General features: G+C 58.5%; 18 protein-coding genes and 1 pseudogene. 7 read left to right on the top strand and 12 right to left on the bottom strand.

The window, feature by feature from the left end; all coding sequences use genetic code 11:
* Window positions 1-122 precede the first annotated feature (122 nt).
* Window positions 123-491 (top strand): endonuclease domain-containing protein, encoded by a 369-nt coding sequence (locus RMV17_RS04715; RefSeq protein ID WP_034154536.1) that lies wholly within the window; start codon window positions 123-125, stop codon window positions 489-491.
* Between the two features lie 520 nt (window positions 492-1,011).
* On the opposite strand, the gene RMV17_RS04710 is transcribed toward RMV17_RS04715, so the two are convergent.
* Both RMV17_RS04710 and RMV17_RS04705 read right to left on the bottom strand, forming a co-directional pair.
* Entirely contained in the window at window positions 1,012-1,416 is a 405-nt protein-coding gene (locus RMV17_RS04710; RefSeq protein WP_095125420.1) for an HPF/RaiA family ribosome-associated protein, read from the bottom strand.
* A gap of 200 nt (window positions 1,417-1,616) precedes the next feature.
* Entirely contained in the window at window positions 1,617-2,564 is a 948-nt protein-coding gene (locus tag RMV17_RS04705) for a LysR substrate-binding domain-containing protein (RefSeq protein ID WP_007914183.1), read from the bottom strand.
* Between the two features lie 135 nt (window positions 2,565-2,699).
* Between RMV17_RS04705 and RMV17_RS04700 the strand changes: the two genes are divergently transcribed.
* The 3 genes from RMV17_RS04700 to RMV17_RS04690 all read left to right on the top strand — a co-directional run bounded on the left by RMV17_RS04700 (window position 2,700) and on the right by RMV17_RS04690 (window position 6,086).
* Entirely contained in the window at window positions 2,700-4,076 is a 1,377-nt protein-coding gene (locus tag RMV17_RS04700) for an L-serine ammonia-lyase (protein WP_311885893.1), read from the top strand.
* A gap of 86 nt (window positions 4,077-4,162) precedes the next feature.
* On the top strand, window positions 4,163-5,464 hold the full coding sequence (locus RMV17_RS04695; protein WP_311885892.1) for a serine/threonine transporter: 1,302 nt from the start codon (window positions 4,163-4,165) through the stop codon (window positions 5,462-5,464).
* 304 nt (window positions 5,465-5,768) lie between these two features.
* Window positions 5,769-6,086 carry a DUF3509 domain-containing protein gene (locus RMV17_RS04690; RefSeq protein WP_311885891.1) on the top strand — a complete coding sequence of 106 codons (318 nt, stop codon included), beginning with the start codon at window positions 5,769-5,771 and terminating at the stop codon, window positions 6,084-6,086.
* Here the strand turns inward: RMV17_RS04690 and RMV17_RS04685 are convergent.
* Window positions 6,083-6,583, bottom strand: a complete 501-nt coding sequence (locus RMV17_RS04685; protein WP_026000737.1) for a phosphate-starvation-inducible protein PsiE — start codon at window positions 6,581-6,583, stop codon at window positions 6,083-6,085. The two genes, RMV17_RS04690 and RMV17_RS04685, sit on opposite strands and share 4 nt — an antisense overlap.
* Before the next feature lie 328 nt (window positions 6,584-6,911).
* Here RMV17_RS04685 and RMV17_RS04680 point away from each other — a divergent pair.
* Window positions 6,912-7,166: pseudogene (locus tag RMV17_RS04680) on the top strand (YebG family protein); the annotation flags it as partial.
* Between the two features lie 204 nt (window positions 7,167-7,370).
* Here RMV17_RS04680 and RMV17_RS04675 read toward each other — a convergent pair.
* Window positions 7,371-8,390 (bottom strand): Glu/Leu/Phe/Val dehydrogenase dimerization domain-containing protein, encoded by a 1,020-nt coding sequence (locus tag RMV17_RS04675; protein ID WP_311885890.1) that lies wholly within the window; start codon window positions 8,388-8,390, stop codon window positions 7,371-7,373.
* A gap of 185 nt (window positions 8,391-8,575) precedes the next feature.
* On the opposite strand from RMV17_RS04675, the gene RMV17_RS04670 reads away from it, so the two are divergent.
* Complete coding sequence (locus RMV17_RS04670; RefSeq protein WP_311885889.1) at window positions 8,576-9,379, top strand: transglutaminase family protein; 804 nt, start codon at window positions 8,576-8,578, stop codon at window positions 9,377-9,379.
* A 165-nt stretch (window positions 9,380-9,544) separates the two neighbouring features.
* Here RMV17_RS04670 and RMV17_RS04665 read toward each other — a convergent pair whose 3' ends face one another.
* From RMV17_RS04665 to hmgA, 4 genes are all read right to left on the bottom strand, one after another.
* Entirely contained in the window at window positions 9,545-10,915 is a 1,371-nt protein-coding gene (locus RMV17_RS04665) for an aromatic acid/H+ symport family MFS transporter (RefSeq protein ID WP_311885888.1), read from the bottom strand.
* 151 nt (window positions 10,916-11,066) lie between these two features.
* Complete coding sequence (gene maiA, locus RMV17_RS04660; protein ID WP_034154527.1) at window positions 11,067-11,702, bottom strand: maleylacetoacetate isomerase; 636 nt, start codon at window positions 11,700-11,702, stop codon at window positions 11,067-11,069.
* 12 nt (window positions 11,703-11,714) lie between these two features.
* On the bottom strand, window positions 11,715-13,019 hold the full coding sequence (fahA, locus tag RMV17_RS04655) for a fumarylacetoacetase (protein WP_311885887.1): 1,305 nt from the start codon (window positions 13,017-13,019) through the stop codon (window positions 11,715-11,717).
* Window positions 13,020-13,022: 3 nt separating this feature from the next.
* Window positions 13,023-14,327 (bottom strand): homogentisate 1,2-dioxygenase, encoded by a 1,305-nt coding sequence (hmgA, locus tag RMV17_RS04650; protein WP_108226189.1) that lies wholly within the window; start codon window positions 14,325-14,327, stop codon window positions 13,023-13,025.
* Between the two features lie 165 nt (window positions 14,328-14,492).
* On the opposite strand from hmgA, the gene RMV17_RS04645 reads away from it, so the two are divergent.
* The gene (locus RMV17_RS04645; RefSeq protein WP_108226188.1) at window positions 14,493-15,272 is read left to right on the top strand and encodes an IclR family transcriptional regulator; all 780 of its coding nucleotides are present in this window, start codon (window positions 14,493-14,495) and stop codon (window positions 15,270-15,272) included.
* A 27-nt stretch (window positions 15,273-15,299) separates the two neighbouring features.
* On the opposite strand, the gene RMV17_RS04640 is transcribed toward RMV17_RS04645, so the two are convergent.
* The 4 genes from RMV17_RS04640 to RMV17_RS04625 all read right to left on the bottom strand — a co-directional run bounded on the left by RMV17_RS04640 (window position 15,300) and on the right by RMV17_RS04625 (window position 24,796).
* On the bottom strand, window positions 15,300-18,764 hold the full coding sequence (locus RMV17_RS04640) for a dermonecrotic toxin domain-containing protein (RefSeq protein WP_311885886.1): 3,465 nt from the start codon (window positions 18,762-18,764) through the stop codon (window positions 15,300-15,302).
* Window positions 18,765-18,916: 152 nt separating this feature from the next.
* Window positions 18,917-21,472 (bottom strand): LuxR C-terminal-related transcriptional regulator, encoded by a 2,556-nt coding sequence (locus RMV17_RS04635; RefSeq protein WP_108226186.1) that lies wholly within the window; start codon window positions 21,470-21,472, stop codon window positions 18,917-18,919.
* Window positions 21,473-21,611: 139 nt separating this feature from the next.
* Window positions 21,612-22,979 (bottom strand): DUF1329 domain-containing protein, encoded by a 1,368-nt coding sequence (locus tag RMV17_RS04630; protein ID WP_311885885.1) that lies wholly within the window; start codon window positions 22,977-22,979, stop codon window positions 21,612-21,614.
* A gap of 23 nt (window positions 22,980-23,002) precedes the next feature.
* Window positions 23,003-24,796 (bottom strand): DUF1302 domain-containing protein, encoded by a 1,794-nt coding sequence (locus RMV17_RS04625; RefSeq protein WP_311885884.1) that lies wholly within the window; start codon window positions 24,794-24,796, stop codon window positions 23,003-23,005.
* Window positions 24,797-25,223: the final 427 nt, after the last annotated feature.

Here is a 25,223-nt window from a genome sequence, read left to right as displayed (position 1 = left end):
CTCCGGGAGAGGGCTGGGGTGAGGGTCAGCGGGTCAGCAAGTCAGCAAGTCAGCAAGTCAGCAAGTCAGCAAGTCATGGTCTACAGTAAAACTTCAAACCAACTTCACAAGGATCGTGAAGCATGCAAACTCGCCCCACCCTCGCTCAGTTCGCCCGCCATCTACGTGTTAATCAAACCGACTGCGAACACCTGCTCTGGCAAAAGCTCCGCTCCCGCCAAATCGCCAATCTGAAATTTCGTCGACAGTTTCCCTGTCCGCCTTACGTGCTGGATTTTTACTGCGCCGAGCTGAAGTTGGCGATAGAGTTGGACGGCGGTCAGCACTATGAAACGCGGAAAGTGATTCATGATCAGCGACGGACGCACTATCTGAATCAAAAGGGAATTGAAGTCGTGCGTTTCAGTAATCTTGAGGTGGCTCAGCAGATGGATGACGTACTGGAGCAGATCATAAGAATTGCGGCGAATCGAAAAATGCCCTCACCCTAACCCTCTCCCTCTGGGAGAGGGGACTGATTGGGGGATGCTTGCGAGCTACGCCGACCTGATTCTGCTTTGCCGAATCCATAATCGACCTAGTCTTCCGGGTCGATGTATCCCGCAATACGACTCGGTCGGCCCCTATCCCGGAGGGAGGGGGACTGATTGGGAGATGCTTGCGAGCTACGCCGACCTGATTCTGCTTTGCCGAATCCATAATCGACTCGGTTTTCCAGGTCAATGTAGCCCGCCAGACACCTCGGTCGGCCCCCTCTTCCAGAGGAAGAGGGGGCTGACCGGGAGATGCTCACGATTTCCGTAGACCTGAAATTGCTTTGTTGAATCCATAATCGACGCCGTCTTTCAGGTCGATGTAACTCATAAGACACCTCGGTCGGCCCCCTCTCCCGGAGGGAGAGGGCTGGGGTGAGGGGCCGCGCTCTTGTGCCCTGTGCAAAAACCGCCACAAACAAAAACGGGCCTGCTTCCGCAGGCCCGTTCTCATTGAGTGGCTTATAAAATCAGCGCATCAACTGTTGATCGCTGCCTGTTCATTCTCAAGGAATTCTTCCTCCAGCAGAGCATCATTCGCCTTGCTAAATGGCACCACAGCGGCGCGTGGTTTACCTCGCAGTTTGCCAAACAGGTGCTCCAGTGCGTGCTCGAGTTTTTCGGCAGCGCCGTCGATCGCCAGTTCCAGCGAATCGGCCTTGTGGGTCACGGAAATCGGTTGATGGCCTTTTGGCCGCGCTTCCAGTTGGCAGCGCAAGTCATGGGGACCTGGTTTGTCACCGTTCTCGTCGCTCAGGTGGACTTCGACACGGGTCAGGTCTTCTTCATAACGTTCGAGCGTGCTCTCAATGGTTGTACGTACCCACTCCTCCAGTCGTTGACTACTTTGAATATGGTTATCGCTGTTGACTTGGATTTGCATAGTTCATCCCTTATTTCAGCTAGCTCGTGAGAGGCCTTGAGTTGAATTTCCTGACCTCCTGGTTACAACAATCGGCCCGACCGGCGAACATTTCAACCCCTGAAAAAAGATAAATATTCATTCGCAAAAAAAGCCGGACATCCGAGCAAAGCACTGGTAAGGTCGGGAGTTGGGTCGCCCCGCAACCCGGCAAAATTTGCTCACAATTGCCCGTCATTCAACGGGTGCAAGCTACGAAATATCCCCGCCTCCTCGACCAGCCAATCATGCACAGCCCGCACGCCCGGATGGCTCAACGCCCCCGGCGCATACAGCAACACATAGCGTTTGTGATTGGGCACCGACAGGCCGAACGGCACAATCAACGTCCCCCGCTCCAGCTCATCGTTAAGCAACGTGCGGCGGGCAATCGCCACGCCCATGCCGGCGATCGCCGCTTCGATGGTCAGGTGATTGCGATTGAACGTGTGTCCGCGCCGTACGTCGGCACCCTCGAAGCCGATCGCGTTTAAGTAGAATTCCCACTCTGCGTATTCATAACTGCCACGCCAGGCGGTGATGTCGTGCAACAGCGGAAAATGCACCAGATCCGCCGGCCCATGCAGTGGCGGTCGCCCGCGCAGCAAACTCGGCGCACACACCGGGAAAATCTGCTCGTCGAGCAAGGCTGTGGATAACAATCCCGGATAACTGCCGTCGTTCAAATCGATCGCCAAATCAAAGTCACCCTCGTGCAATGGCACGCTGCTGTCCTCGGCGACCAGCCGTAGCTGAATATCCGGATAGCGTTGTTGCAAGCGTGGCAAACGCGGCGTCAGCCACTTGCTGAGGAACGACGGAATCGAGCGCACGCGCAAAATCCCGCTGATCATTCCGGCATCAAGTCGACGCAATTCGGCATCGATGCTGCCGTACGCCTCGTTGACGGTAATGGCCAGCCGCTGCCCCTCCGCGCTTAGCTCGACACCGCGCGCGCGCCGATGAAATAGGCGAAAGCCGAGGCGTTCTTCCAGTTGGCGAATCTGCTGGCTGACCGCCCCCGGGGTGATGTGCAGTTCTTCGGCACAACGGGTGAACGACAGGTGCCGTGCGGCACAGGAAAACACCTGCAGCCAGACATAGGTCTGGGCATGCAATTGACGACTCATCGTTTAGTCCTGCTAAAGGCTTACTTAGGAAGTTTCGTTAGTCACGTAGGACCGAGGTAGGCAGTATCGCCGACATTGCGCTTGTCCTACAAAAAATGGCAGCGATTCGTACTCCATTGCTTGTAAGGGTTTAGCATGGCTATCAGTGTTTTCGATCTATTCAAAGTCGGTATCGGTCCGTCCAGTTCCCACACCGTCGGTCCGATGCGCGCGGCAGCGACCTTCGCTCAGGCGCTGATTGATCAACGTTTATTGAACGATGTGCGCCGTGTGGAAATCCGTTTATACGGCTCACTGTCGGCCACCGGCGTCGGGCACGCCACCGACCGAGCCACGGTCATGGGCCTGATGGGCGAATGGCCGGACAGCATCGATCCGGCGACCATCGATCCACGTATCCAGCAACTACGCGAGTCAGGCCAACTGTCCCTCGCCGGTCAGAGAGAAATTGCCTTCGACTGGCAACGTGATCTCCTGCTGCTGGACGAGAGCCTGCCCTACCACCCCAACGCCATGTCCCTGACAGCCCTTGGCGAAACCACCGAGTTGTTCGAGCAGACGTACTACTCGATTGGCGGCGGTTTCATCATCGAAGCGGCAGAAGCGGAGTCCGGTGTCGCACCGGCCGGCGATGTGGTGTTGCCGTACGATTTCTCCAGCGCCGCCGAACTGCTGTCGCTGTGTAAACAGCACAACCTGCGCGTGTCCGAACTGATGATGGCCAACGAGCGCGCGTGGCGTACCGACGCGGAGATCCGTCAGGGTCTGCTGCACATCTGGTCGGTGATGCGCGAATGCGTCGAACAAGGCCTGCGCCACGAGGGGATTCTGCCCGGTGGTCTGAACGTGCCGCGCCGCGCCGCGAAATTGCATCGCAGCCTGTTGGAGATCGGCAAGCCGAACGTGATCAGTTCGACGCTGTCGGCAATGGAATGGGTCAACCTGTTCGCCCTCGCCGTCAACGAAGAAAACGCGGCCGGCGGGCGCATGGTCACCGCGCCGACCAACGGTGCAGCCGGGATCATCCCGGCCGTTCTGCACTACTACATGAAATTCAATCCGGACGCGTCTGACGATGATGTCGTCGCTTTCTTCCTCGGCGCGGCCGCCGTCGGCATTCTCTGTAAGAAGAATGCCTCGATCTCCGGCGCCGAAGTCGGCTGTCAGGGTGAAGTCGGTTCGGCCTGCGCGATGGCCGCTGCCGGCCTCGCTGATGTGCTCGGCGCCACTCCGGAACAACTGGAAAACGCCGCCGAAATCGGCCTGGAACACAACCTTGGCCTGACCTGCGACCCGGTCGGTGGCCTCGTGCAAGTGCCGTGCATCGAGCGCAACGCCATCGCCGCCGTGAAAGCGATCAACGCCACGCAAATGGCCCTGCGCGGCGACGGCAAACACTTCATTTCCCTCGACCGGGTAATCCGCACCATGCGCGATACCGGCGCCGATATGCACGACAAATACAAAGAGACTTCACGGGGTGGCCTGGCCGTGAGCTGGGTGGAATGCTGAGGCGCATTCCCTGACCGCCCCGGCAGACCGCACCCCACGGTCTGCCAACCGTGAGCCCGAGCAAAAATAATAACGAGGCGATACCGATGACCGATGTACGTACACCTGCTGCCGAAAATCCCGCGGTGGACCGCACACTCAACACAGAAACGGCCCACAAGGGCTGGAGCAAATTCGACACTACCTGGATGCTTGGCCTGTATGGCACCGCGATCGGTGCCGGTACATTGTTTCTGCCAATCAACGCCGGTGTCGGCGGTTTTTGGCCGTTGCTGATTCTGGCTGTACTTGCCTTCCCGATGACGTTTTTTGCCCACCGGGGCCTGACCCGTTTTGTGTTGTCCGGGCGCTCCGGGGACATCACCGAAGTGGTCGAAGAACACTTCGGCATCGGCGCCGGCAAACTGATCACGCTGCTGTATTTTTTCGCGATCTTCCCGATCCTGCTGGTCTACAGCGTGGCGCTGACCAACACCCTGAGCAGCTTTCTCGAACACCAATTGCACATCGCCCCGCCGCCTCGGGCGATCCTTTCGCTGGCGCTGATCCTCGGTTTGATGGCGATTGTGCGCTGCGGCCAAAGCGTCATCGTCAAAGCCATGAGCGTGCTTGTTTATCCGTTTGTTGCCGCGTTGCTGTTGCTTGCACTCAGCCTGATTCCAAACTGGAATGGTGCGTTTTTCGCCAGCGCCCAAGAAGCCATGCCAATGTCCGCTTTCTTCAAGACAATGTGGCTGGCGATTCCGGTGATGGTGTTTTCGTTCAACCATTCGCCGATCATTTCCGCGTTCGCGGTTGAGCAGAAACAACGCTACGGCGAGCAGGCCGAACGCAAGAGCAGCGGCATCCTCGCCATGGCCCACGGCATGATGGTGGTGACGGTAATGTTCTTCTGCTTCAGTTGCGTGCTGGCGTTGTCGCCGGCGGATCTGGCAGCGGCCAAGGCGCAGAACATTTCGATCCTGTCGTACCTGGCCAACCACTTCCAGACCCCGGTCATCGCTTACGCCGCGCCGTTGATTGCGCTGGTGGCGATCACCAAATCCTTCCTCGGCCATTACATCGGTGCCAGCGAAGGCTTCCAGGGCATGATCGTGAAAAGCCTGCGCAGCCGTGGCCGGGTCATGTCAGCGAGCTGGCTGAACCGCGCGACCGCCATGTTCATGATCCTCAGCTGCTGGGCCGTGGCGACCTTCAACCCGAGCATCCTCGGCATGATCGAAACCCTCGGCGGGCCGGTGATTGCCTGCCTGTTGTTCCTGATGCCGATGTACGCCATCCGCCGCGTGCCGGCCTTGCGCCAGTATTCAGGGCAGGTGTCCAACGTGTTTGTGGTGCTGATCGGCCTGATTGCACTGTCAGCGATCATCTACTCGGTTCTGCCCTGAAAACGGGCTGTTAAAAAAGGCGAGCCAAGCGGCTCGCCTTTTTTATGCCCGTGTTCATTGTTCGACAATTTTCCCGGCACAGCCCTTGCTAAGCCCCTGTAGGAGCTGCCGCAGGCTGCGATCTTTTGCTCTTCATGACCGAAATCAAAACACTGAAGAGCAAAAGATCGCAGCCTCGTTTCACTCGACAGCTCCTACATGAAGCAACAAATACAGACCACGGAATGGCCGGTGATCCGGTTTGGCGAACCAACCCGATCACGGCCGGTCAACAACTGCACGTTCAATCAGGCGGTGACGCATCATGGACAATCCTTTTCAGATCATTACCGATGCCTTCGCGCCGGACTATCAGATCAACTTGAGCATTCAGGGTCTGGACGGCAGCATCATGCTGACCCTGTCCAACAGCGGCCGAATCGTCGCCAAACGCATGATCAGCGCCGAGCAGCGCAACGATCCCGCGCGGCTCAAACGGCTGGTGCAAAGCATTCAATTCGGCATAGCCATCGAGCAAGGCCACAGCGCCATGGCAATCCTCGAAGCCATGACCAGCGGCGCCGGGCTGACCCCGCCACCGCCACGCGTCAACGGCCAGCCCGGACAAGTGGCCGGGCTTTAAAGCTCGCCCTTCTCGACTTCCGGATGCTCGCTGGAACCGGCGCCGAGTTTGCGCTGCGGTTTCTCGATCTTAACCGAAGGAAATTGTGACGAGGCGTAACGCACCACCAGAATCGAGAACGCCAGCAGCAGAATCCCGCCGCACAGGTAAATGATGCCCATGTCCGGCGGGTTGTGGTGCGAGACGTTGGAGATCAGCAGACGGGTCAGCGCGGTGATCGCCACGTAGATCAGGAAGCGCACCGGCATGTGGTTGGTCTTGAAGTAGATCCCGACCATCGCCCCCAATTCGAGATAGATGAACAGCAGCAGAATGTCATCGATCTTGATGTGGCCTTCCTCGAGCATCCCGAGAAACTCCATCACCGCCGCCCACGCCGTCACCGCACCGATGGCGAACAGCGCCAGATAGTGGAAGGTCTCGACGAACAGGTTGCCCAGGGACTCGGCCAGTTGATGCACGTTTTGCCGCAGTTTCTCGGCCCAGTTTATTTTCACGATGATGTTCCTTAGCTCGAATGCGAGCGGATGATGCGTGTTGGACGTGACGGTTTTCTGCACGTAACGGGTTTTCATGCAGAACAGAGGCCACGCCATCATGGCGAGCCGCCGCCAAACCCGCGCCGTGGCGTTTGGTCGCACCGCTGTGCTTTTGTGGGAGCGAGCCTGCTCGCGAATGCAGCGACACGGTCTCCCTGACAAACCCGAAATCCGGTCTACATTGAAAAGCCACTACCCATGGCGCAGGGATTCGCTTATCCTTTTCGCTGTATATGGATACAGTAGTCGTCAAGACAACTTAATGTGAAGGCATGTGAGGTGGTGAATGGCCGTCGAAGTGGTATACCGCAGCAGCCGAGATCTGGAGCGCTTGTTCATGGATAAAGCCGAAGCTGACCGTCATGACAAAATGCTCGAACTGGCCGAATATCTGGCCGATGTGCTGCAAAAAGCCGTTCCGTCCCTGACTGAACAGCAAGTGGAAGAAGCCGGGATCTACATGGCGAAGAATCGCGATGTGTTCGCCCGGGCGTTCAAGAGCCAGCCGGATGCATTGTCTGAGCTGATCAACGCACCGGCCGAGTCAGTCGAAAATGCTGAAGTGGCGGAACCTGCTGAAGCACCGGCCAAGCCAGCAAAAGCGACAAAAGCCGCGAAGTAATCTGCGCCCCTTGAAAGATCGTCCGATCGCGGCCCGAGCCTTCGGCAGCTCCTACATTTGGAATGTGTATTCCCTGTAGGAGCTGCCGAAGGCTCGGGCCGCGATCGGACGATCTTTTGCGTTTCAACGATACAAAACCCTTTCCGCCAACTCATCCGCCACCCGCGCCGGTGAACGTTTTTCCGCTTGAGCATGGGCGAAAACTTCGGTCAGCCGTGAACTGATCTTCGACAGATGCGCGGTAATCGTCGGCAATTCCTCGCCACGGTGTTTCAGCGAGACGTAGATCAAACCACCGGCATTGATCACGTAGTCTGGCGCATACAGAATCCCGCGCCGCTCCAGTTGATCGGCCACATCCAGATGTGTCAGCTGGTTGTTGGCAGAGCCTGCCACTGCCGAACAGCGTAATTGTGTGACGGTATGGCTGTTCAAAACCCCGCCCAGACCGCACGGCGCGAGGATGTCACATGGCGTGCTGAGCAATGCATCGTTGGCAATCGGATGCGCGTTGAGCTGTTCCATCGCCAGTTGCACCTTGCCGTGATCGATATCGCTGACCAGCAGTTCTGCCCCGGCGGCGTGCAGTTGCTCGGCCAATGCGTAACCGACATTGCCCAAACCCTGAATCGCGATGCGCAAACCTTCGAGGTTGTCGCTGCCCAGCCGTGCCATGGCGGTTGCCCGAATGCCGGCAAATACGCCCATCGCCGCATGCGGTGCCGGGTCGCCGGCCGAGGTGGTGCTGGTGACATGCTGGGTCTGCTGGGCGATGCAGTCCATGTCCGCGACCGAGGTGCCACTGTCGATGGCGGTGATGTAGCGGCCGTCGAGTTGTTCGATGCAACGGCCAAAGGCTTCGAACAACGAGCCACGGTTTTCCACATGAGCCGGGCGCACGATCACCGCCACGCCACCGCCCTGCGGCAGCCCCGCCAGCGCGGCCTTGTAGCTCATGCCCTGAGCGAGGCGAATGGCATCCTCGACGGCCGATTCGTCATTGGGATAGGCAAGATAACGACATCCACCCAAGGCTGGCCCGAGGCGACTGTTATGGATGGCAATGACCGCCTTCAACCCGGAGACCGGGTCAACGCTAAGGTGCAGCGATTCCAGGCGAGTGCTTTGCATGAGCGCAAACATCGTTGGGCTCCCGAATCACTTCTTGTAGAACGCCAGTATAGGCCTGCGCCTGAAAATTGCTGGAGCGCACCGGAATAAGCGTCTGCGCCGACAACCGCTTTGCGGCATAACCCGACACCGGTGCAGCGGGACACTGGACGAATCTCGCGGACGGGGCTAAAACGAGGCATTCGCCGGAGATTTCAATGAGTGCGCGTCAACGTTTTTTCGAATGTCTGCACCGTTCACCGCCCGCGCTGTTCGAAGCCGCGCTGTGGATGGCGGCTGAGCACGAAAAAACGGTCGACCCCGAAGCTCTGTTGCAAGAATTCAAAGACCTGCAACAACGCATCAGTTACGGCTTGCCGATGCTGCCAGTCAGTGAGCTGGCGCAGCCTCTGTTACGCCGCATGACTGATCTGGGCTTTGCCCAGGACGACTTTTTGCCACTGCGCCCGCAGGCTGCGCTGTTGCACAAAGTGTTGCAGACCCGTCGCGGCCAGCCGCTGGCATTGGCGCTGATTGCCCTGGAGCTGGCGCGGGGCCTGGAGATTCCTCTGGTCGGGGTCAACTTCCCCGGACACTTCCTGTTGCGGGTGCCCGGCGCCGATCACTTGCTTGATCCATGCGGCGGACGGCGTTTGTACCCCAATGATTGTCGCGAGTTATTGCAGCGTCAGTACGGGCCGAACATGAAGCTCAACGCCGAGCATCTGTTGACCGCCTCGCCGGTGCAAATGCTTCAGCGCCTGTCGCGCAACCTGCGGCAGTTGCACCTGACGCATGATGATTTCATTGCCGCGCTGATCGACGCCGAACGCGTGCTCGAATTGGGCGACGCCGCTGCCGCCGATTACCTGGCCCGCGCCAGCCTGTACCAACGGCTCGACTGCCCGAACGCTGAACGCTTCGATCTGGAGCGCGCGTTGCTGCTGAGTGACGACCCCATTCAGCGTCTGCGCCTGACTGAACGCCTCAGCCATCTGCCGCCCAATTCCGTCGTCCACTGAAAACGCTCGCGATAGCGGTGTGTCAGGCAACGAATGTACTGACAGAAACACCGCCTTCGCGAGCAAGCTCGCTCCCACAGGTTTGGTGTGGACCTGAATTATCGGCTCGGCACACATCACTGTGGGAGCGAGCTTGCTCGCGAAGCGGACGGCGCGATCTTTCAGTTAAACCGCGTTATCGTTCTTCGCGAGCAGGCTCGCTCCCACATTGGATAGGCGTGTGTCATTGGGTGAACGCACCTGGATGATCAGCAACGCGGCGATGACCGCCGGGATCGCGCAGAAGAAAAAAATCTGCGTCACCGGAATGTGCATCGCCAGCAACAGGCTGCCGAACAGCGGCCCGAGAATCGAACCGAAGCGTCCCACGCCCAACGCCCAACCGGTGCCGGTCGCACGCACATGCGCCGGGTAGAAATTACTGGCAAATGCATTCAGCGTCAGTTGCCCGCCGATGATGCAGAAACCTGCAGCGAAGACGCAGGCCACCAGATAACGCGGATTGTCGTGGTTGAGCCCAAGCAGGATCGTGCACAGCGCCGCACCGGCCAACACCGCTGACAACAAACGAACCTTGCGCTTCAAGCGGTCAGCAAACCAGGCCATACAGATCGCGCCCAAGGTGCCGGCGAACAGAAACATCGACGTCACCAGATTGGCTTCGTTGAGTTTCAGGCCGCTTTCCAGCAACAGCGTCGGCAGCCAACTGATCATGAAATACAACAGAATCAGGCTGACGAAAAACGTCGCCCAGATCAGCAAAGTCGGCTGCGCGTAGCCGTTGCGGAACAACTCGAGCACGGTCAGTTTGCTGCCCTGCTCGCGCTCGTTCTGCTCGACACTCGCCACCGGCGGTTGCCAGTCCGGCAGCATGCGCGCGGTGACTTTGCGCAGCCGCGCATACGGCGGTGCATCACGCAGCAGACGTGGCAGGGATTCGGGCAGCATCCACCAGAGAAACGGAAACAGCAGCAACGGCGTGACACCACCGGCGAGAAACACCGCCTGCCAGCCGAACTGGTCGATAAACCCGGCGGCGACAAAACCACCCGCTGCACCACCGAACGAAAAGCCACAGGCCGCCAGCGTCACCATCAACGTGCGTAAACGCGGTGGCGAGTATTCCGACATCAATGCCATGGCACTGGGCATCGCCCCGCCCATGCCGATGCCGCAGATGAAACGCGCGATCATCAGCGTGTTCAGCGAATCGGCGAAGACCATCAGCACCGTCAGCGTGGCGTAGATCAATACGCAGGCGAGCAGAATGCGCCGCACGCCAAAGCGGTCGGCCAGCGGCGTGACGGCCAGGGAACCGAGGGTAAGACCGAGCAGATTGGCGCTGAAAACAGGTCCGAATGCAGACTTTTCCAGACCCCAGTCCTGCGCCAGCGCGGGCACCACATAACCGAGAACCTGAGCGTCATAGCCATCGGTAACGAGCAGCAAGGCGAGCAGGATCAAGAGCAACCACTGATATCGGGACACAGGACGGGCGTCGAGTGCCGCCCGGAAGCTGGCAATCTGGTTGTGCATCGCAAGGTACCTGTTTTGTTTTTATGATTTTTGGTGTGGCAACCGGATTGTTCCTACGCTCCGCGTGGGAATGCCGCCGGGGACGCTCTGCGTCCACTGTGACGCAGAGCGTCACGGGATGCGTTCCCACGCAGAGCGTGGGAACGATCAGTTACGGTGTATCTGATTGATTGGCTGGATGCGCCTTGATGAACGCCGGATGCTCAGTTGCCAGCGCGGCAACGCGACGGACTTTCGGGTAGGCATCCAACGAGACATTGAACCGCTCTGCCGCATACAACTGCGGTATCAGATACACATCCGCCACGCACGGCCACTCACCAAAACAGAAACCCTCGTCGCCAATCAACTGCTCCACTGTCGCCAGCCCTTGGCTGATCCAGTGACTGATCCACTCGACCACCTGCGGCTCGTCCTGCCCCAATTGGCGCAGGCGATTAAGCACACTGACGTTGTGCAGCGGATGCACATCGCAACCGATCACCGCCGCCACGCCGCGCACTTGTGCACGGGCGAGCAGATCTTCAGGCAGCAACGGCACCTGTGGATAACGCTCTTCCAGGTACTCGATGATTGCCGGCGACTGAATCAGTAAACCGCCTTCGTCAGTGCGCAAGGCCGGCACCCGCCCCTGTGGATTGATCGCCAGATACGCCGCTTGCCGATGCTCGCCACCCGACGGCGCAATCAGATTGACCGGCAACGCCTGATAGTCGAGCCCCTTCAGCGCCAGCGCGATTCGCACCCGGTACGACGAGGTCGAACGGTAGTAGGTATAAAGATCCATAACCCGCTCCTGTCAGCGCGCCGCCAGCACTTTTCCGCGGCACTCGCCGAAGCCGATCGAAGCAAAACCATCACGGGCACAACGCGCACGCAGGATGATTTCATCACCGTCCTCGAGGAATTTACGCACCTCGCCAGAGGCCAGCTCGATTGGCTTTTTACCGCCCTCGGTGATTTCCAGCAGGCTGCCGAACTGACCGTTTTCCGGGCCGGACAAGGTGCCTGAACCGAACAGGTCACCGGCCTGCAACTGGCAACCGTTGACGCTGTGGTGCGCGACCATTTGCGCGACGGTCCAGTACATGTAGCGGGTGTTGCTCAGAGTCAGGCGATGGGCCGGCAGGTTCTGCTCGCGCATGGCTTCAGTCAGCAGCAGCACTTCCAGTTCAATGTCGAAGGCGCCGCCGTCCTGATCGCGCTTGTCGAACAGGTAAGGCAGCGGCTGCGGATCACCTTCAGGACGCTTCGGTTGCGCGGTCCGGAATGGCTCCAGTGCTTCCGCCGTGACCACCCAAGGCGAGACGCTGGTGATGAAGCTCTTCGACAGGAACGGCCCTAGCGGCTGGTATTCCCAAGCCTGAATATCGCGCGCCGACCAGTCGTTGAGCAGGCAGAAACCAGCGATGTGTTCGGCCGCATCACCGATGGCGATCGAATCGCCCATCTCGTTGCCCTGACCGATCCAGATGCCCAGTTCCAGTTCATAGTCCAGACGTGCGCACGGGCCGAACGTCGGCTCGGTCTGACCGGTCGGCAAGGTCTGGCCTTTCGGACGACGCACGTCAGTGCCGGATGCACGCACGGTGGAGGCGCGACCGTGATAACCGATCGGCACATGCTTGTAGTTCGGCAGCAGCGGGTTATCCGGACGGAACAGTTTGCCGACGTTCTGCGCGTGCTCGATGCCGACGTAGAAGTCGGTGTAGTCGCTGATGCGTGCCGGCAGATGCAGCTGGCAATCGGCGGCCAGTGGCAACAGTTTCGCGCCTTGGGCTTCAATGTTGCCGCGCAAGGTGCTGCCTTCGCTGAACAGTTCCAGCAGACGCTCTCGCAAGGCCACACGAGCGTCGCGACCGAGTTCGAAGAATGCGTTCAACTGGCCGCCGTGCATGGCCTCGACGGCACTACGTGCAGCACCGTCGAACAGCCCTGCTTCCAGAGCAACTTGCAGATCGAAGATGTGTTCGCCAATGGCCACGCCAGCGCGCGGTGCCGAATCGGCGATGCTGAATACGCCGAGCGGCAGGTTCTGCAGCGGGAAATCAGCGTGGCCGTTGGCCGAGGCGACCCAACTGCGGGTGATGGAATTCTGCGTCATGGGTTATCTCCGGGTCGGGTCGAACGTGGCGGGCAGCGTGGCCCAGCAAGCGTCGTAAGTGGATTGCAATTGCGGGCAGTCGAGGGCGAAGCGGCTTGGGCGCAGCACCTGGCTGGTCTCGAACATGAAGGCCATGGTGTTGTCGATCTTGGCCGGCTTGAGCTCGGCATTGATCGCTTTGGTGCAGGTCTCGCCATCCGGACCGTGGGCGCTCATGCAACTGTGCAGCGACGCACCGCCGGGCACAAAACCTTCAGCCTTGGCGTCGTATTCGCCCTGGATCAGGCCCATGAATTCGTTCATCAGATTGCGGTGGAACCACGGTGGACGGAAGGTGTTCTCGGCGACCATCCAGCGCGGCGGGAAGATCACGAAATCGAGGTTGGCCAGACCGTGCACGCTGGTCGGCGAAGTCAGCACGGTGAAGATCGACGGATCCGGATGATCGAAGCTGACGGTGCCGATGGTGTTGAAACGGCGCAGATCGTATTTGTACGGCACGTTATTGCCGTGCCAGGCGACCACGTTGAGCGGCGAGTGATTGAGTTCGGTGGCCCACAACTGACCAAGGAATTTTTGCACCAGCGTGGTCGGTTGTTGCAGGTTTTCGTAAGCGGCGACCGGGCTCAGGAAATCGCGCGGATTGGCCAGACCGTTGCTGCCGATCGGCCCCAGATCCGGCAGGCGCAACGGCGCGCCATGGTTCTCGGCGACGTAGCCGCGTGCTCGCGGGTCAAGCAACTCAACGCGGAATTTCAGACCTCGCGGCAGCACGGCGATTTCCAGCGGCGCCACGTCCAGCACACCCAGTTCAGTGGCGATGCGCAGACGGCCGAGTTGCGGCACCAACAGCAGTTCGCCGTCGGCGTTGAAGAACACGCGTTCCATCGAACGGTTGGCGACGTAGTTGTAGATGCTGATGCCGGCCGGTTTCTCTGCACCAGCGTTAGCGGCCATGCTCACCAGACCGTCGATGAAATCGGTCGCTTCGGCCGGAATCTCCAGCGGGTTCCAGCGCAGGCGATTGGGGGTCACTTCACCCAACGGGCCACCGGCCAGTTGCCGTTCCAGTTTGACGAAGGCCGGGTGATTGGCCGACGGCTGAATCCGGTACATCCAGGTGCGCCGCGCTTCACTGCGGGTCATGGTGAACGCGGTACCGGAAAACAATTCGGTGTAGAGACCGTACGGGGCTTTTTGCGGGGAGTTCTGGCCGACGGGCAGTGCGCCGGGCAGCGCTTCAGAGCTGAATTCGTTGCCGAAACCGGACTGATACGCCAGCGCCTGAGCGGTTGAATCGAGGTTCATGGAGCCTCCTGAACAGGGAGTCGGCAGTGGCCCATCGCTCTGGCTCAGAGGTTTCGGCACGCCGGGGTTGTTATTATCGTAATTCGATTACGCATAACGTAATTTGCTCGCTATCCAGCGTCAAGCTATAAAGACGCCCATTCGTTTTCGGAACCCGGCCGCACCATGGAAAAAACCAGCGACAGCAACGGCAAACAGAAAGTCCGCTCCGCCGAAGTCGGCACCGACATCCTCAAGGCTCTGGCTGAGTTGTCGCCGTCCACTTCGCTGTCGCGACTGGCCGAACATGTGCAGATGCCGGCGAGCAAGGTCCATCGCTATTTGCAGGCGTTGATCGCCTCGGGATTTGCCGAACAGAATGCCGCGACCAACCATTACGGTCTCGGCCGTGAAGCGCTACGCGTGGGCCTGGCCGCACTCAACAGTATGGACGTGCTGAAAGTTGCCGCCCTGCCGTTGGCCGAACTGCGCGACGAACTCAACGAAACCTGCTTTTTGGCGGTGTGGGGCAATCAGGGCGCGACCGTGGTGCATATCGAACCGGCGGTGCGCGCGGTGACGGTGGTGACGCAACTGGGGTCAGTGCTGCCACTGCTCAGTTCCTCGACCGGCCTGGTGTTCAGCGCCTACCTGCCGCATCGGGAAACCGATGAATTGCGCGAACAGGAAATCGCAGTCGTCGATCATCCGTTGGCGGATGAAAAAACTTACGCAGCGCTGTGCGAACAGATCCGCGAACGCGGTCTGCATCATGTGCATGGTTTGCTGATGCCGGGTGTGGATGCGTTGTCCGCCCCGGTGTTCAACGCCGTTGGCCAGGTCGCCGCCGTGCTGACCATTGTCGGCCCGACCTCGCTGTTCCACGCCGACGAAAATGGCCCGGCGGCGCAGCGGTTGCTGGCGGCGACGCGGGCCGTGAGTTGGCGGATGGGTTATGAACGATAAGTCCTGACTATGAGCGCTCGAAACGGCTCAACGAACCGTGGTCTTGCTCAATGCGGAACCAGCATCTTCCATCAGTGACTTGAAGAAACCGAGCAGCTCATCCTGAGGGTCCTGGTGGCCGGTGTAATACGTAACGAGTTCCGCGACCGTTCGGGCGTCTCCAAACAAACCGAGAAACGAGCGTTGCGCACGGGTAACTTCTTTAGCAGGTGCGCCCGCGGCCGCAGCCTTGCCCAATGTCAGCAGTCCGAACAATGCGTCCTTTACATGCCCCAGCGCGGCGGAATAATCACCCCGTCGGTGCGACTGCGAAGCGTCGTAGATGCTTTTCATCATCTGTACAGCCACCACGACAGTGCCCACGGGAGGCACCAGAAGGCTCACGATGTTCGCGACCTTCAACAGGTTGTCGTAAACAAGACCGGCGATTATTTCATTGAGACTGGTGGTGCGTTCGTCGATATCACTCAGTACACGGCGCACTCGCTCGTCATGGAAGGTGAACAGATCAGGCAGTAACGAACGCTGCTGCGTGCGAATGACCGGTTTGCTATCGACGGTTGCGACCAGACTGTCGAAATAGTCATTGATAACCTTTTGGTCGACCAGCAGTAACCGCTGGCTGTAGTAATCCCGGAACGGGCCGTATCGAAAACGAATCGAAGGAATGAACTCAGCGATCGGCCGGAAGCTGACCAGATCCGGCGCGTCAGGCGTATAGAGCAAATTAAGGAACCCTGAAGACAACTTCAGCCGGAAAATATAAACGCCGCCAACCGTGCGGTCCCCGGCAGCCGTCAAACCCAGCGCGCCGATATTGAATTTATACAGCCCGATGTCACCTTCGGCGACGCTATCCACAATTCGCTGATAGCCACCGCTTTCTTTAAGATTATCGATAATCCGTTGGATAGCAGAGAAAGACTCATTTGATAATCTGCCATTGGTAAAGTCGGCAAAGGCATTGCGGTACATTTCACAGCGGATTCTTCGCGCGTGTACTGCGCGCTTGAATGCGTAATCAGGATGAGCCTTGTTCTGATATTGCGCTTTCAACATCGCGGTATATCTGTCGCCGGGACGGAAAGTCTTCGACAGCGAGGACAGGTCTCGGATATCCAGTTTTTCAACGCTGGGATGGCCATTCACCAAATAGTATTTTGGGCTGAATTTAGTTTCGTAAGCCGGATGCACCGCTTCAAAGGCGAGTCCCTCGAGCAAAACGTCGGTAACGCTCTTACGAAACTCTTCGGTTTGAACAATGATCTGGTCGGGATTGACCGAAATGTTGCTCCCGCGAGTGCGCAAAATGTCTTCTATCTGAGCTTTCACCGAGTCATAAGTGAACTGCTCGAATGTCGGAAAACCATTATCTCGTGCATCAACCGTAGACAGCGCCTTTAGCTCGGTTGTCAGACGCGAATAGCGCTTGCGGCCTTCGATGCCCAGCGCCCGATAACTTACCGGAGCAATGGCCTTGTGCAGGGCAACTTCGGCTCGGTAAGCGATATTTACATAGTCTGCCAACGGTGCCTTGAGATTCAGGCCAAGATCGACAGACCGGCCATCGAGCGTGTAGCGGTAGTTTATCTGCTTGGAATCGCTGCCGAGCAACGTGCCTGCTTCGTGCAGGTAGTCTGGATGGATCAGCAATGCAGCGTATTCACGATCTGCGGACAATGCCGACTCCAGCCAGCGGTTCGCCGCATAAACATCGGAAAATTTTTGCAGTTCAAATTCACCGCCAGGCGTTTTGACCAACATCAGCGACGGTGCATATTCTCTGGCCGAAATGATCAGGACATCTTTCAACGCGGGTACTTGTAATCTGATTCTCAATCCCTGAATAGTCACCGCTGGGTCATTGGCCATGGCTCGCGCAATGATATTCGCATCGGTGGAGTTCAGTTTTCCGGAGTGGCGAGCAACAAAAACTGCAAACTCCATCTGGCTGAAGAGGTAATTGCGGTAGGCCTCCTGGTAATCAACCGAGGGCGAGGAGGCAAGGCTGCCGGTAAATTCCAGTCGCAGGTTGCGATTCTCCAGCCACTGCTCGAGCGCCACCGTCGTCAGCCGACTTCCGTCGGGAACGCCGATGATAGTCAGCGCGGCTTTATAACCATTGTCATGCAGACCGAAAACGATAAATTCCGTCAGTGTCCGGGCGTCTTCCTGTTCGACAGTACGTCCGGCAATTTGCAGGGTGTACGAGCTATGGACACTTATTGTTTCTGGATCAAGGTGTTCCCCGAGCGTCCTGTCCGCCCATTCGGAGAACGTACGCACCACATAATCCTTAAACGAAAAGTACGCATCGAAGACAGTTGAATACGCAGTCTGGTATTGATCCTTGGACTCTTCAAGCTCGTTATATCGCTGTTGAATATCGCTGCCAGCACCATGGAGCCAAAACGGCCAGTCGGTGCGTTTTAACGCAGCCCAAAGCAGATAGAAGCGAGTGTTGATACCGTAGCGCAGCACGTGCAAGCCTTGATTCTCCTGCAGCACGGAGGTGAGCGGACTTTCCAGTTGTTCCCGGCCACCGAGCAAGGATGACACGCTTTCCAGCTGGCCCTTGAGGTGCGTCTCTACGCAGAAGGCGTGAGGACTTTGTGTGGCTTTCAGGTATCGGATCTGGTCGCTACCCAAAGACAGCCGCTGTTGTAGTTTGCTGTGCAGCTCGGTATTTTTTTCAAAGAACTCGAAGCCGTTTTCCGGCGTGTGCATGAGGAAAGAGGTCGACTCGTTGACTAGCCGCATTTCTGCGTCCGGACGCTCGGCGTTGTCCAGAACGAAACAGGGCTGGAGCGACAGAAGGTAATCCTGCGCCGGTTGCAACTTCACTTCGAACACTGCGCGACCGGCGTCTGCGTCGAGCAGTTGGGCGAATCGCTCACCCAAAGGGGCATCGAAATTGTTGGCCATGATCGACAGGGACAACTCTGCACTCGTGACCACGGCGTACGCTTCGATGAAAGCCTGCTTGTTCGACAGCGATGCAGTGTCCGGGCGAATGGTTTTCGCTGGCGCCGCCCAGAACTTTGCGATCTCGGTTCGCAATATTTTTTCCAGTCCGGCAGCTACAGCAGCAATCAGATCTTCGACAATAAGCGTATTCAGAACATTGACTTTGAATTGCTCACTAAACGTGTCCGGCAGAAAAAATACACCATCGCCGCCCACTATGTAAGCGGGACTGACATTATTATTAAGACAATGAACAGTGACATCCCAAAGAGTGCCCGAAGGCCGATTTTCATTGGCGGGGAACGCAGGATCCGTATTGACATAGACTTTGTCGATATCGACCGTTTTGCCCAAACGCTTTAATTCACTTTCAAGCATGTTGCGAAGAATATCCAGCACGCTTGGCATGGCATCGATGATCTTGAATAGACCTGCTTTTGCCCGGCTTGCCTTTTCCCACTCTTCAGCCCATGTAACTTGTTCACTCAACGAACCACGCATCAAACTTTTAAATAACTTGGCCACAACACTTCCTTACTTGACTATCCAGGGCTGCGAGTGCAGCCATGCCGAGGATCGCAAGGTAGTTTCTTTTTCAATCAACATGAAGTCCGAACAATTTACAAAACATGCCAACAAATAACCAGAACCATTTGCACCCGCAGAAAATCACAATACTAAGCCAATATCCCCATCAACTTTGCTTTCGCCACAGCCTGCGTTCTGCGCTCCACACCCAACTTTCCGTTAATCCGTCTCGCATGTGTTTTTACTGTATGCAACGAAATAAAAAGTTGTTCTGCAACTTGCTGATTCGAAGCACCCTGAGCAATCAACATCAGCACTTCGCGCTCACGCCGACTGAGGCCCGACGCCAGATCAGGGTTATCGCATTGCCTGGCAGGAAACTGCTTGGCAGACACTGTTGCGAGACTGCCTCGGCGTAATTCCCACTCCCGCATGGCGTGCTGCAATTGGCAGCGTTCCACCAGCATTCCGGCACGCTGGAAAGCTTGCTGCGCCGCTTCCGTGTCACCGTTCGATTCGGCCAACTGGGCGAAGGCCAGCAACAACTCCGTTTCCGCCGTCAACATGCCTCTGGCCTGGGCCTGATTCAGCAATCGTTCAATGGTTGGCAGACAGTTTTCATCCGGATTCAACTGCGTATGCGCGCAGGCCAGCAGGTATTCAATGCGGATAATCAGCTCAAATGTCGCGGGCGGCGCCTGGAGTGCAGAGGGTCCACGGTAATGCCGTAACAGCCGGCCCAACGCCTCTTGCACCAATTGCGGTCGCCCCTGCTGCAACCAGAACTGGCTGCTGACCTGAAGCACCACACCGCGATAGACCGTATCGGGAATCTGCCGCTGCTGCATGACCCTTTCGGCCTCGCGCAGGCGCTCGAAAGCGCAGGCATAATCGCCTCGATTGCCGGCCAGTTGAGCCTGCCCGAGGTAGCCATACAAGACCCGCTTGTCTGCACTGCGCAAGCAATCTTCAAGGCCTCGGCTGAACAGATCTGCAGCCTGCTCTTCAAGACCCATGCACAGCGCCAGCCGTCCTCGTCGCAGGGCAATTCGGCCCAGCAGCGGCGTGGGCACCAGGGTGCGCTGGCGCAGCAAATGCTCAATGTCCACCAGCAGACTTTCGGCACGCACGGGCGCTCCTCGCTGCTCGAGCCATTGCGCATGGTCAAGCTCGAGCAACCCTTCGAACAACAGGGAGCCATGCGCACGCGCCAGGCATAGCGCCTCGCGGTTGAGGGCATGGGCCTGATCGAGTTCACCGCACAGTAACGCCTGCTGCGTCAGTCCCGACAGACACATCAGACGGGCCTGCCAGGCATCGTCGGTCAGGGCTGACAATGCCTCCTGAAAACAGGCGCGCGCCGGCTCCATTTGCCCCTGCAAGTGGCAGAGCCAACCTTGTTGCGCCTGCCAACGTGCCAGCAGTTGCTGCTCCAGATGCCTCGTCGGCTGCGGCATGAAGCGGACGAGATGGGCCATGCATTGCGCGGCCTGTTCGAATCGGCCGGCGAACAGTAATGCCCCCGTGACCAGCCCGATCAATTGCGGTGTCATCAAGGTCAGCTCGCGACTTTGCTGCTCATGCAAGCGCAACAGCAGGACGACCGTCTGGTCTTCCAGCAAATCCTCGAAGCTTAAATGCTGCAACAGGCTTACGGCCGTTTCGTACTCTTCGGCCAACAACGCTTGCTCGAACGCTGCTCGCCAATCCTGCACCGCAGTGAACCACTGACAGGCGCGCCGGTGCCACGAGCGCGCACACGGCCAATGCGACTCCTGCATGATTCGCGACAGCGGGCGAAAGACCTGCAGCCAATCGGCGGACTCCTGCCAAGGCTCGATAAAGCAGCCCAGCACTTGCAGATCATGCAACAGCTGTGCGCCTTCGCCGGGGCCGAACAAATGCTCGCATAATGGCGCGTTGAACCGTGGCAGGTGAGCCAGAACACGCCATGCCTCATCCTGCTCTGGCGTCAGGTTGCTGAAGAGTTCGTGCTGCAGATAATCGAGCAGGGTGTCGACACGCTGTTGTGGCTGCAGGTTTTGCGACCAGTCGCATTTTTGCAGGAGCGCCATGCGCGCACCCGCGCACCAGCCGCCGGTACGCTGGATGATACGGGCGGCGACACGGTCCGCCTGGTCTGGCGGTAAATGGCGCAATACCGGTACAACCTCATCGTGGGTCAGTGCCAGGCTGGCGCGCTCGGATTCGTAGAGTTCGTCATCGAGCAACAGGCGCGGCCAGTTGCACTGCGGCCGGCGGCGAGTGCTGATCCACCAGGTGAGCGCCGGGCTGCTGACCGCCAACAAACGATCCAGTAAAGCATCCAGAGCCGGATCCGGCAGACGACTGTAATCGTCGATAAACAGCGAAGTCGTCCTGGACCAACGTGCCAGCTCCGCCATCAGTTGCGTAACGTCAAGGTCTTCGACCAGCCCGAGCGCTCGGGTCAGACGCAGGCAAAATTCCTCGCGATTGAGCGCTGCTCCCGCCAGCGGCAGCCAAATCGTCTCGCAGTCTGCACGCACCTGCAGAAAACATTCGCTGAGCAGTGCGGTTTTGCCACTGCCAGCGGGTGCGCACAACAGCCTGACCCGCGCGTTCGAAGCCAGAAGAGGCGCACTCAAGCGACTGCGAGGCTGATGATGTGAAGAAAGTCTGGGCAAAAATCCGGGTCGATCCAGGCACGGGGTCATGGCGGTCATCGAGTGAGCCTTCTTATCGTTGTGCCCTCACCCTAGCCCTCTCCCGCGCGCTTGTTGACGAGTATTCAGCGCGCTGATTGGCGCCCATAAAAAAGGCGACCGAGCGGTCGCCTTTTGCCTTGCCCTTGTATCAAAACCGTTACCGCACACCCTCGGCACGCAAGGCCGCTGGCGTGTAGTCGGCAGCCTTGGCTTCAAAGCCGAATTCGAAACTGTGCTTCTCTTCGTTCTTCATTCCCAGGGCAATGTAGCGACCGGCAATGATGTCGTAGAGCGCTTCGAGGGTGTAGGCCTGCGCCTGATGATCGTAGTAATACTGAGCGTGGCCTTCGGCGACACGCCACAGTTGCCCGCGACCGTCGTAATGGTCCGCCAGCGCCACCTGCCAGCTGTCCTCGTCGATGTACATGTGACGCTTGGCATAGATGTGCCGCTCGCTCGGTTTGACCGTGCCGATCACTTCCCAGACGCGGTGCAATTCATAGCGGGTCAGGTCCTGATTGATGTGCCCGGCCTTGACGATGTCATCGTACTTGAGCTTCGGCGAATCGAGTTTGTAGCTGTTGTATGGGATGTACATTTCCTTCTTGCCGACCAGTTTCCAGTCGTAGCGATCCGGTGCGCCGGAGAACATGTCGAAGTTGTCCGAGGTGCGCAAACCATCGGCGGCAGTGCCCGGGCCGTCATAGGCTACTTGCGGCGCCCGCCGTACGCGGCGCTGACCGGCGTTATAGATCCACGCCAGACGCGGCTCCTTCACCTGATCGAGGGTTTCGTGCACCAGCAGCACGTTACCGGCCAGCCGCGCCGGCGCGGTCACCGACTGCTTGAAGAAGGTCAGCACGTTGGCGGCTTTTTCCGGGTCGAGATCCTTGATCAGTTGCGGCACGGCGATCTCTTCTTCGAAGCGGATCGGCGTGTAGCTGCCGTTGGTCTGCGGGGTCACTTGGGTAATGATGCGTTTGACGTTGCCGCCGTGATAACGGGTGATGTGGTTCCACAACACCTCGACGCCGTTCTTCGGAATCGGGAACGCGTAGTAACGATTGCCGGTGAAATTGGCCAGGCCGTTACCGTCGTTGATGGTGGTAACGTTGAGCGCACTGCGTTTGGCCGACTCGTAGATTTCCGTCGGTGCGGCGACGGTGCGGTGAGTCGGGTAGACCGGGATCTTGTAGGTTTCCGGATAGCGTTTGAACATCGCCACCTGGCCGTCTGAGAGTTTGTCTTTGTACTTGTCGACGTTGGCTGCGGTGATGGTGAACAGTGGTTTTTCATTGGCGAACGGGTCAGCGAGGAAACCCTTGCTATCCACTGCCCCGGCGTTTTTCGGGATGCCGCCGCTCCATGCCGGAATCGAACCGTCAGCGTTGCCAGCCTTCTCGGCACCCAGCGGCGTCAGGCTGGTGCCGAGTTTGTTCGCCTCTTCCGGCGACACCGCCGCCATCACATTGGCCGCCAGCAGACTCAGGGCCAGCACCCCACATTGCAGAATCATATTGCGCATTGCAGTCATCCTTCTCGGGCAGATCAGAAGTTCACGCCGAAGCTCAGTGCGACGAAGTCACGGTCTTCGAGGACGTTGTAGTCGCCACCGAAAAAGTCGGTGTAACTGAGGCTCGCGGTGTAGGTGTTGCGGTAGTCGGCATCGACGCCGACGCTTATCGCTTTCGCGCCTTCGTTGAACAGGCCGTTGGGCCCGTAACCGGCGACGTCATGCGACCACGACAGGTTGGGTTTGAGGTTGATTCCGCCGATCACGTTGGCGTAATCGAGAATCGCCCGGGCGCGGTAGCCCCACGAGGTCGAGGTGACGAAGCCGTCGGTATCGCCGCCGAAACCGTACTGCCCATAAACCGAATCGCGGCCATAACGCAGCTTGTTGCGCGACTCCAGGCCGCCGACCCGAACCACCGCCGCTTCACCGACCAGGGTCAAACGTTGAGCGCCCCAGACCTGATCGAAGAAGTGCGTGAGCGTGCTCTGGATCTGCGTGACTTCTTTGCGCCGATAGCCTTTGTTGTCGGCTCCCGGTGAGGTCGAAAGTGGCGACGCAGTGCCACCGGCAATCGGGTTGAGCAACGCCAGAGTCAGGTCGTTGGTGTTGACCTGCACCGGAGCATTTGGCCGGTAGCTGATCTCACCGGTCCACGCCGTACCGGTGGGCAACGTGGTGGAAAAACTTGCGCCGTAGAGACGAATGTCTTCCGGGTATTCAAGGTAATACCCACCACGTCCGAGCATGACGCTCTGCGCCAGACCGGAGCCGCTACCGGGGGCCAGGCCATTGGCGATGCCGACCATGCCCGGTAACGCCGCCAATGTCGAAAGACCGGCCGTGGTAGTGCCAACCGCCGGCGTACGACTGTGGTAATTCATGAAGTAGAGACCGTATTCGGTGTCGTCACCGAGCCAGCGCAACGCCGTACCCCACTGCCCGGAATCCCGCGCGTCACGGTCGCCGCCACGGGGGATCACCACACCTTCGCGAGTCACCTGAATGCCTTGCCCGAACGCGGTGGTCAACGGCACCAGCGGCGCGATCGCCGGGTTGCCAACGGTGTAGCCGTTGTTGCAGCCGTCCGCCGCCACATCGACCCCGAAGAAGGTGCCGCAGTTGTCGAGAACGGTCTGGTCCCATTCCAGTTGATAGAAACCTTCAACGGTCAGTTGATCGGTCAGGCCTTGCGAGCCGAACAGCATGTTGACCGGAATCAGGCCTTCCTTGATCTCCGCACCGGGGCGGCGAAACGCCGACACGTCGATCGGGTTGATGCTGTTGATCGAGTTGCCGATGAAGGTACTTTCGCCCCAGCTCACCACTTGTTTGCCGGCGCGCACGGTACCTGGCAGGTCGGCGATGGAATAGTTGTGGTAGACGAACGCATCGAGAATTTGTGCGCCGGAAGACTTCGCGCCTTCCTTGCGACCACTGTCGCTGATTTGCTTGAACTCGCGGTCTTCGTCCTTCAGCTCGAAGTCATACCAGTACTTGCCGCGCACGAACACACCGGTGTCGCCGTACTTGAGCTCGAGGTCGTGAATGCCTTTGAAGATCTTCGAGAAGGTCTCGCCCTTCTTGAAATTCAAACGCCCGTCATCACCGGTCGAGGATTGCCCGGTACCACCATTGACCGTGCCGACCAGCGACTTGTCGGCATCGCGCATACCCCAACTCGCACCAATCGACAGCGACGAATCGAACGTGCCCTCGATTTCGCCAATGTTGAACGCAACCGCTTGCGCCTGAGCGCAGCAACCCAGAGCCACCGCGGCTGCCAGCGCCTGCGGTGTGAAGATGGCGCGCATTGTTTTTGTTGTCATGCGTCTTCCCCGGTGAGTGACAGAAGGCCCCACCCTACTGCCGGGCAACCGCGTCGATAAGCGCACCAAGGAGGTATTCGCGTTGTCGCTCGAAAGGATGAATGGCCTTGCGCGGCGGGACTTTGCGCCGCTCATGGATTGGCTGGATGGAGGATCATCAGTGCCGCGCATGGTGCATATCGGATCATCGGACTGTTGCATGCTCCGCAACAGTGCATGTCCGGAATCGGTATTTTTCCTACGCACTCAAGACCTTATTCTGAACGCGCTTTCACGGGACACGCCGTCAAGCACGAAGCCAGCTACGCTGAGTGACTGAAGCGATTGGCAACAGATTTCAGATAAATCGAAGGTTCGGTTTATCGCCCCGGTGTTCACTGACGTTGATTTGTAGCTCCTTGATCCAACGTCTTACCTTGGCCGCTGC

The sequence above is a fragment of the Pseudomonas sp. VD-NE ins genome, assembly GCF_031882575.1.
In the GTDB taxonomy this organism is placed as follows: domain Bacteria; phylum Pseudomonadota; class Gammaproteobacteria; order Pseudomonadales; family Pseudomonadaceae; genus Aquipseudomonas; species Aquipseudomonas fluorescens_BZ.
Note: the sequence above shows the minus strand (reverse complement) of the source record. Positions and strands in the feature narration are given on the sequence as shown.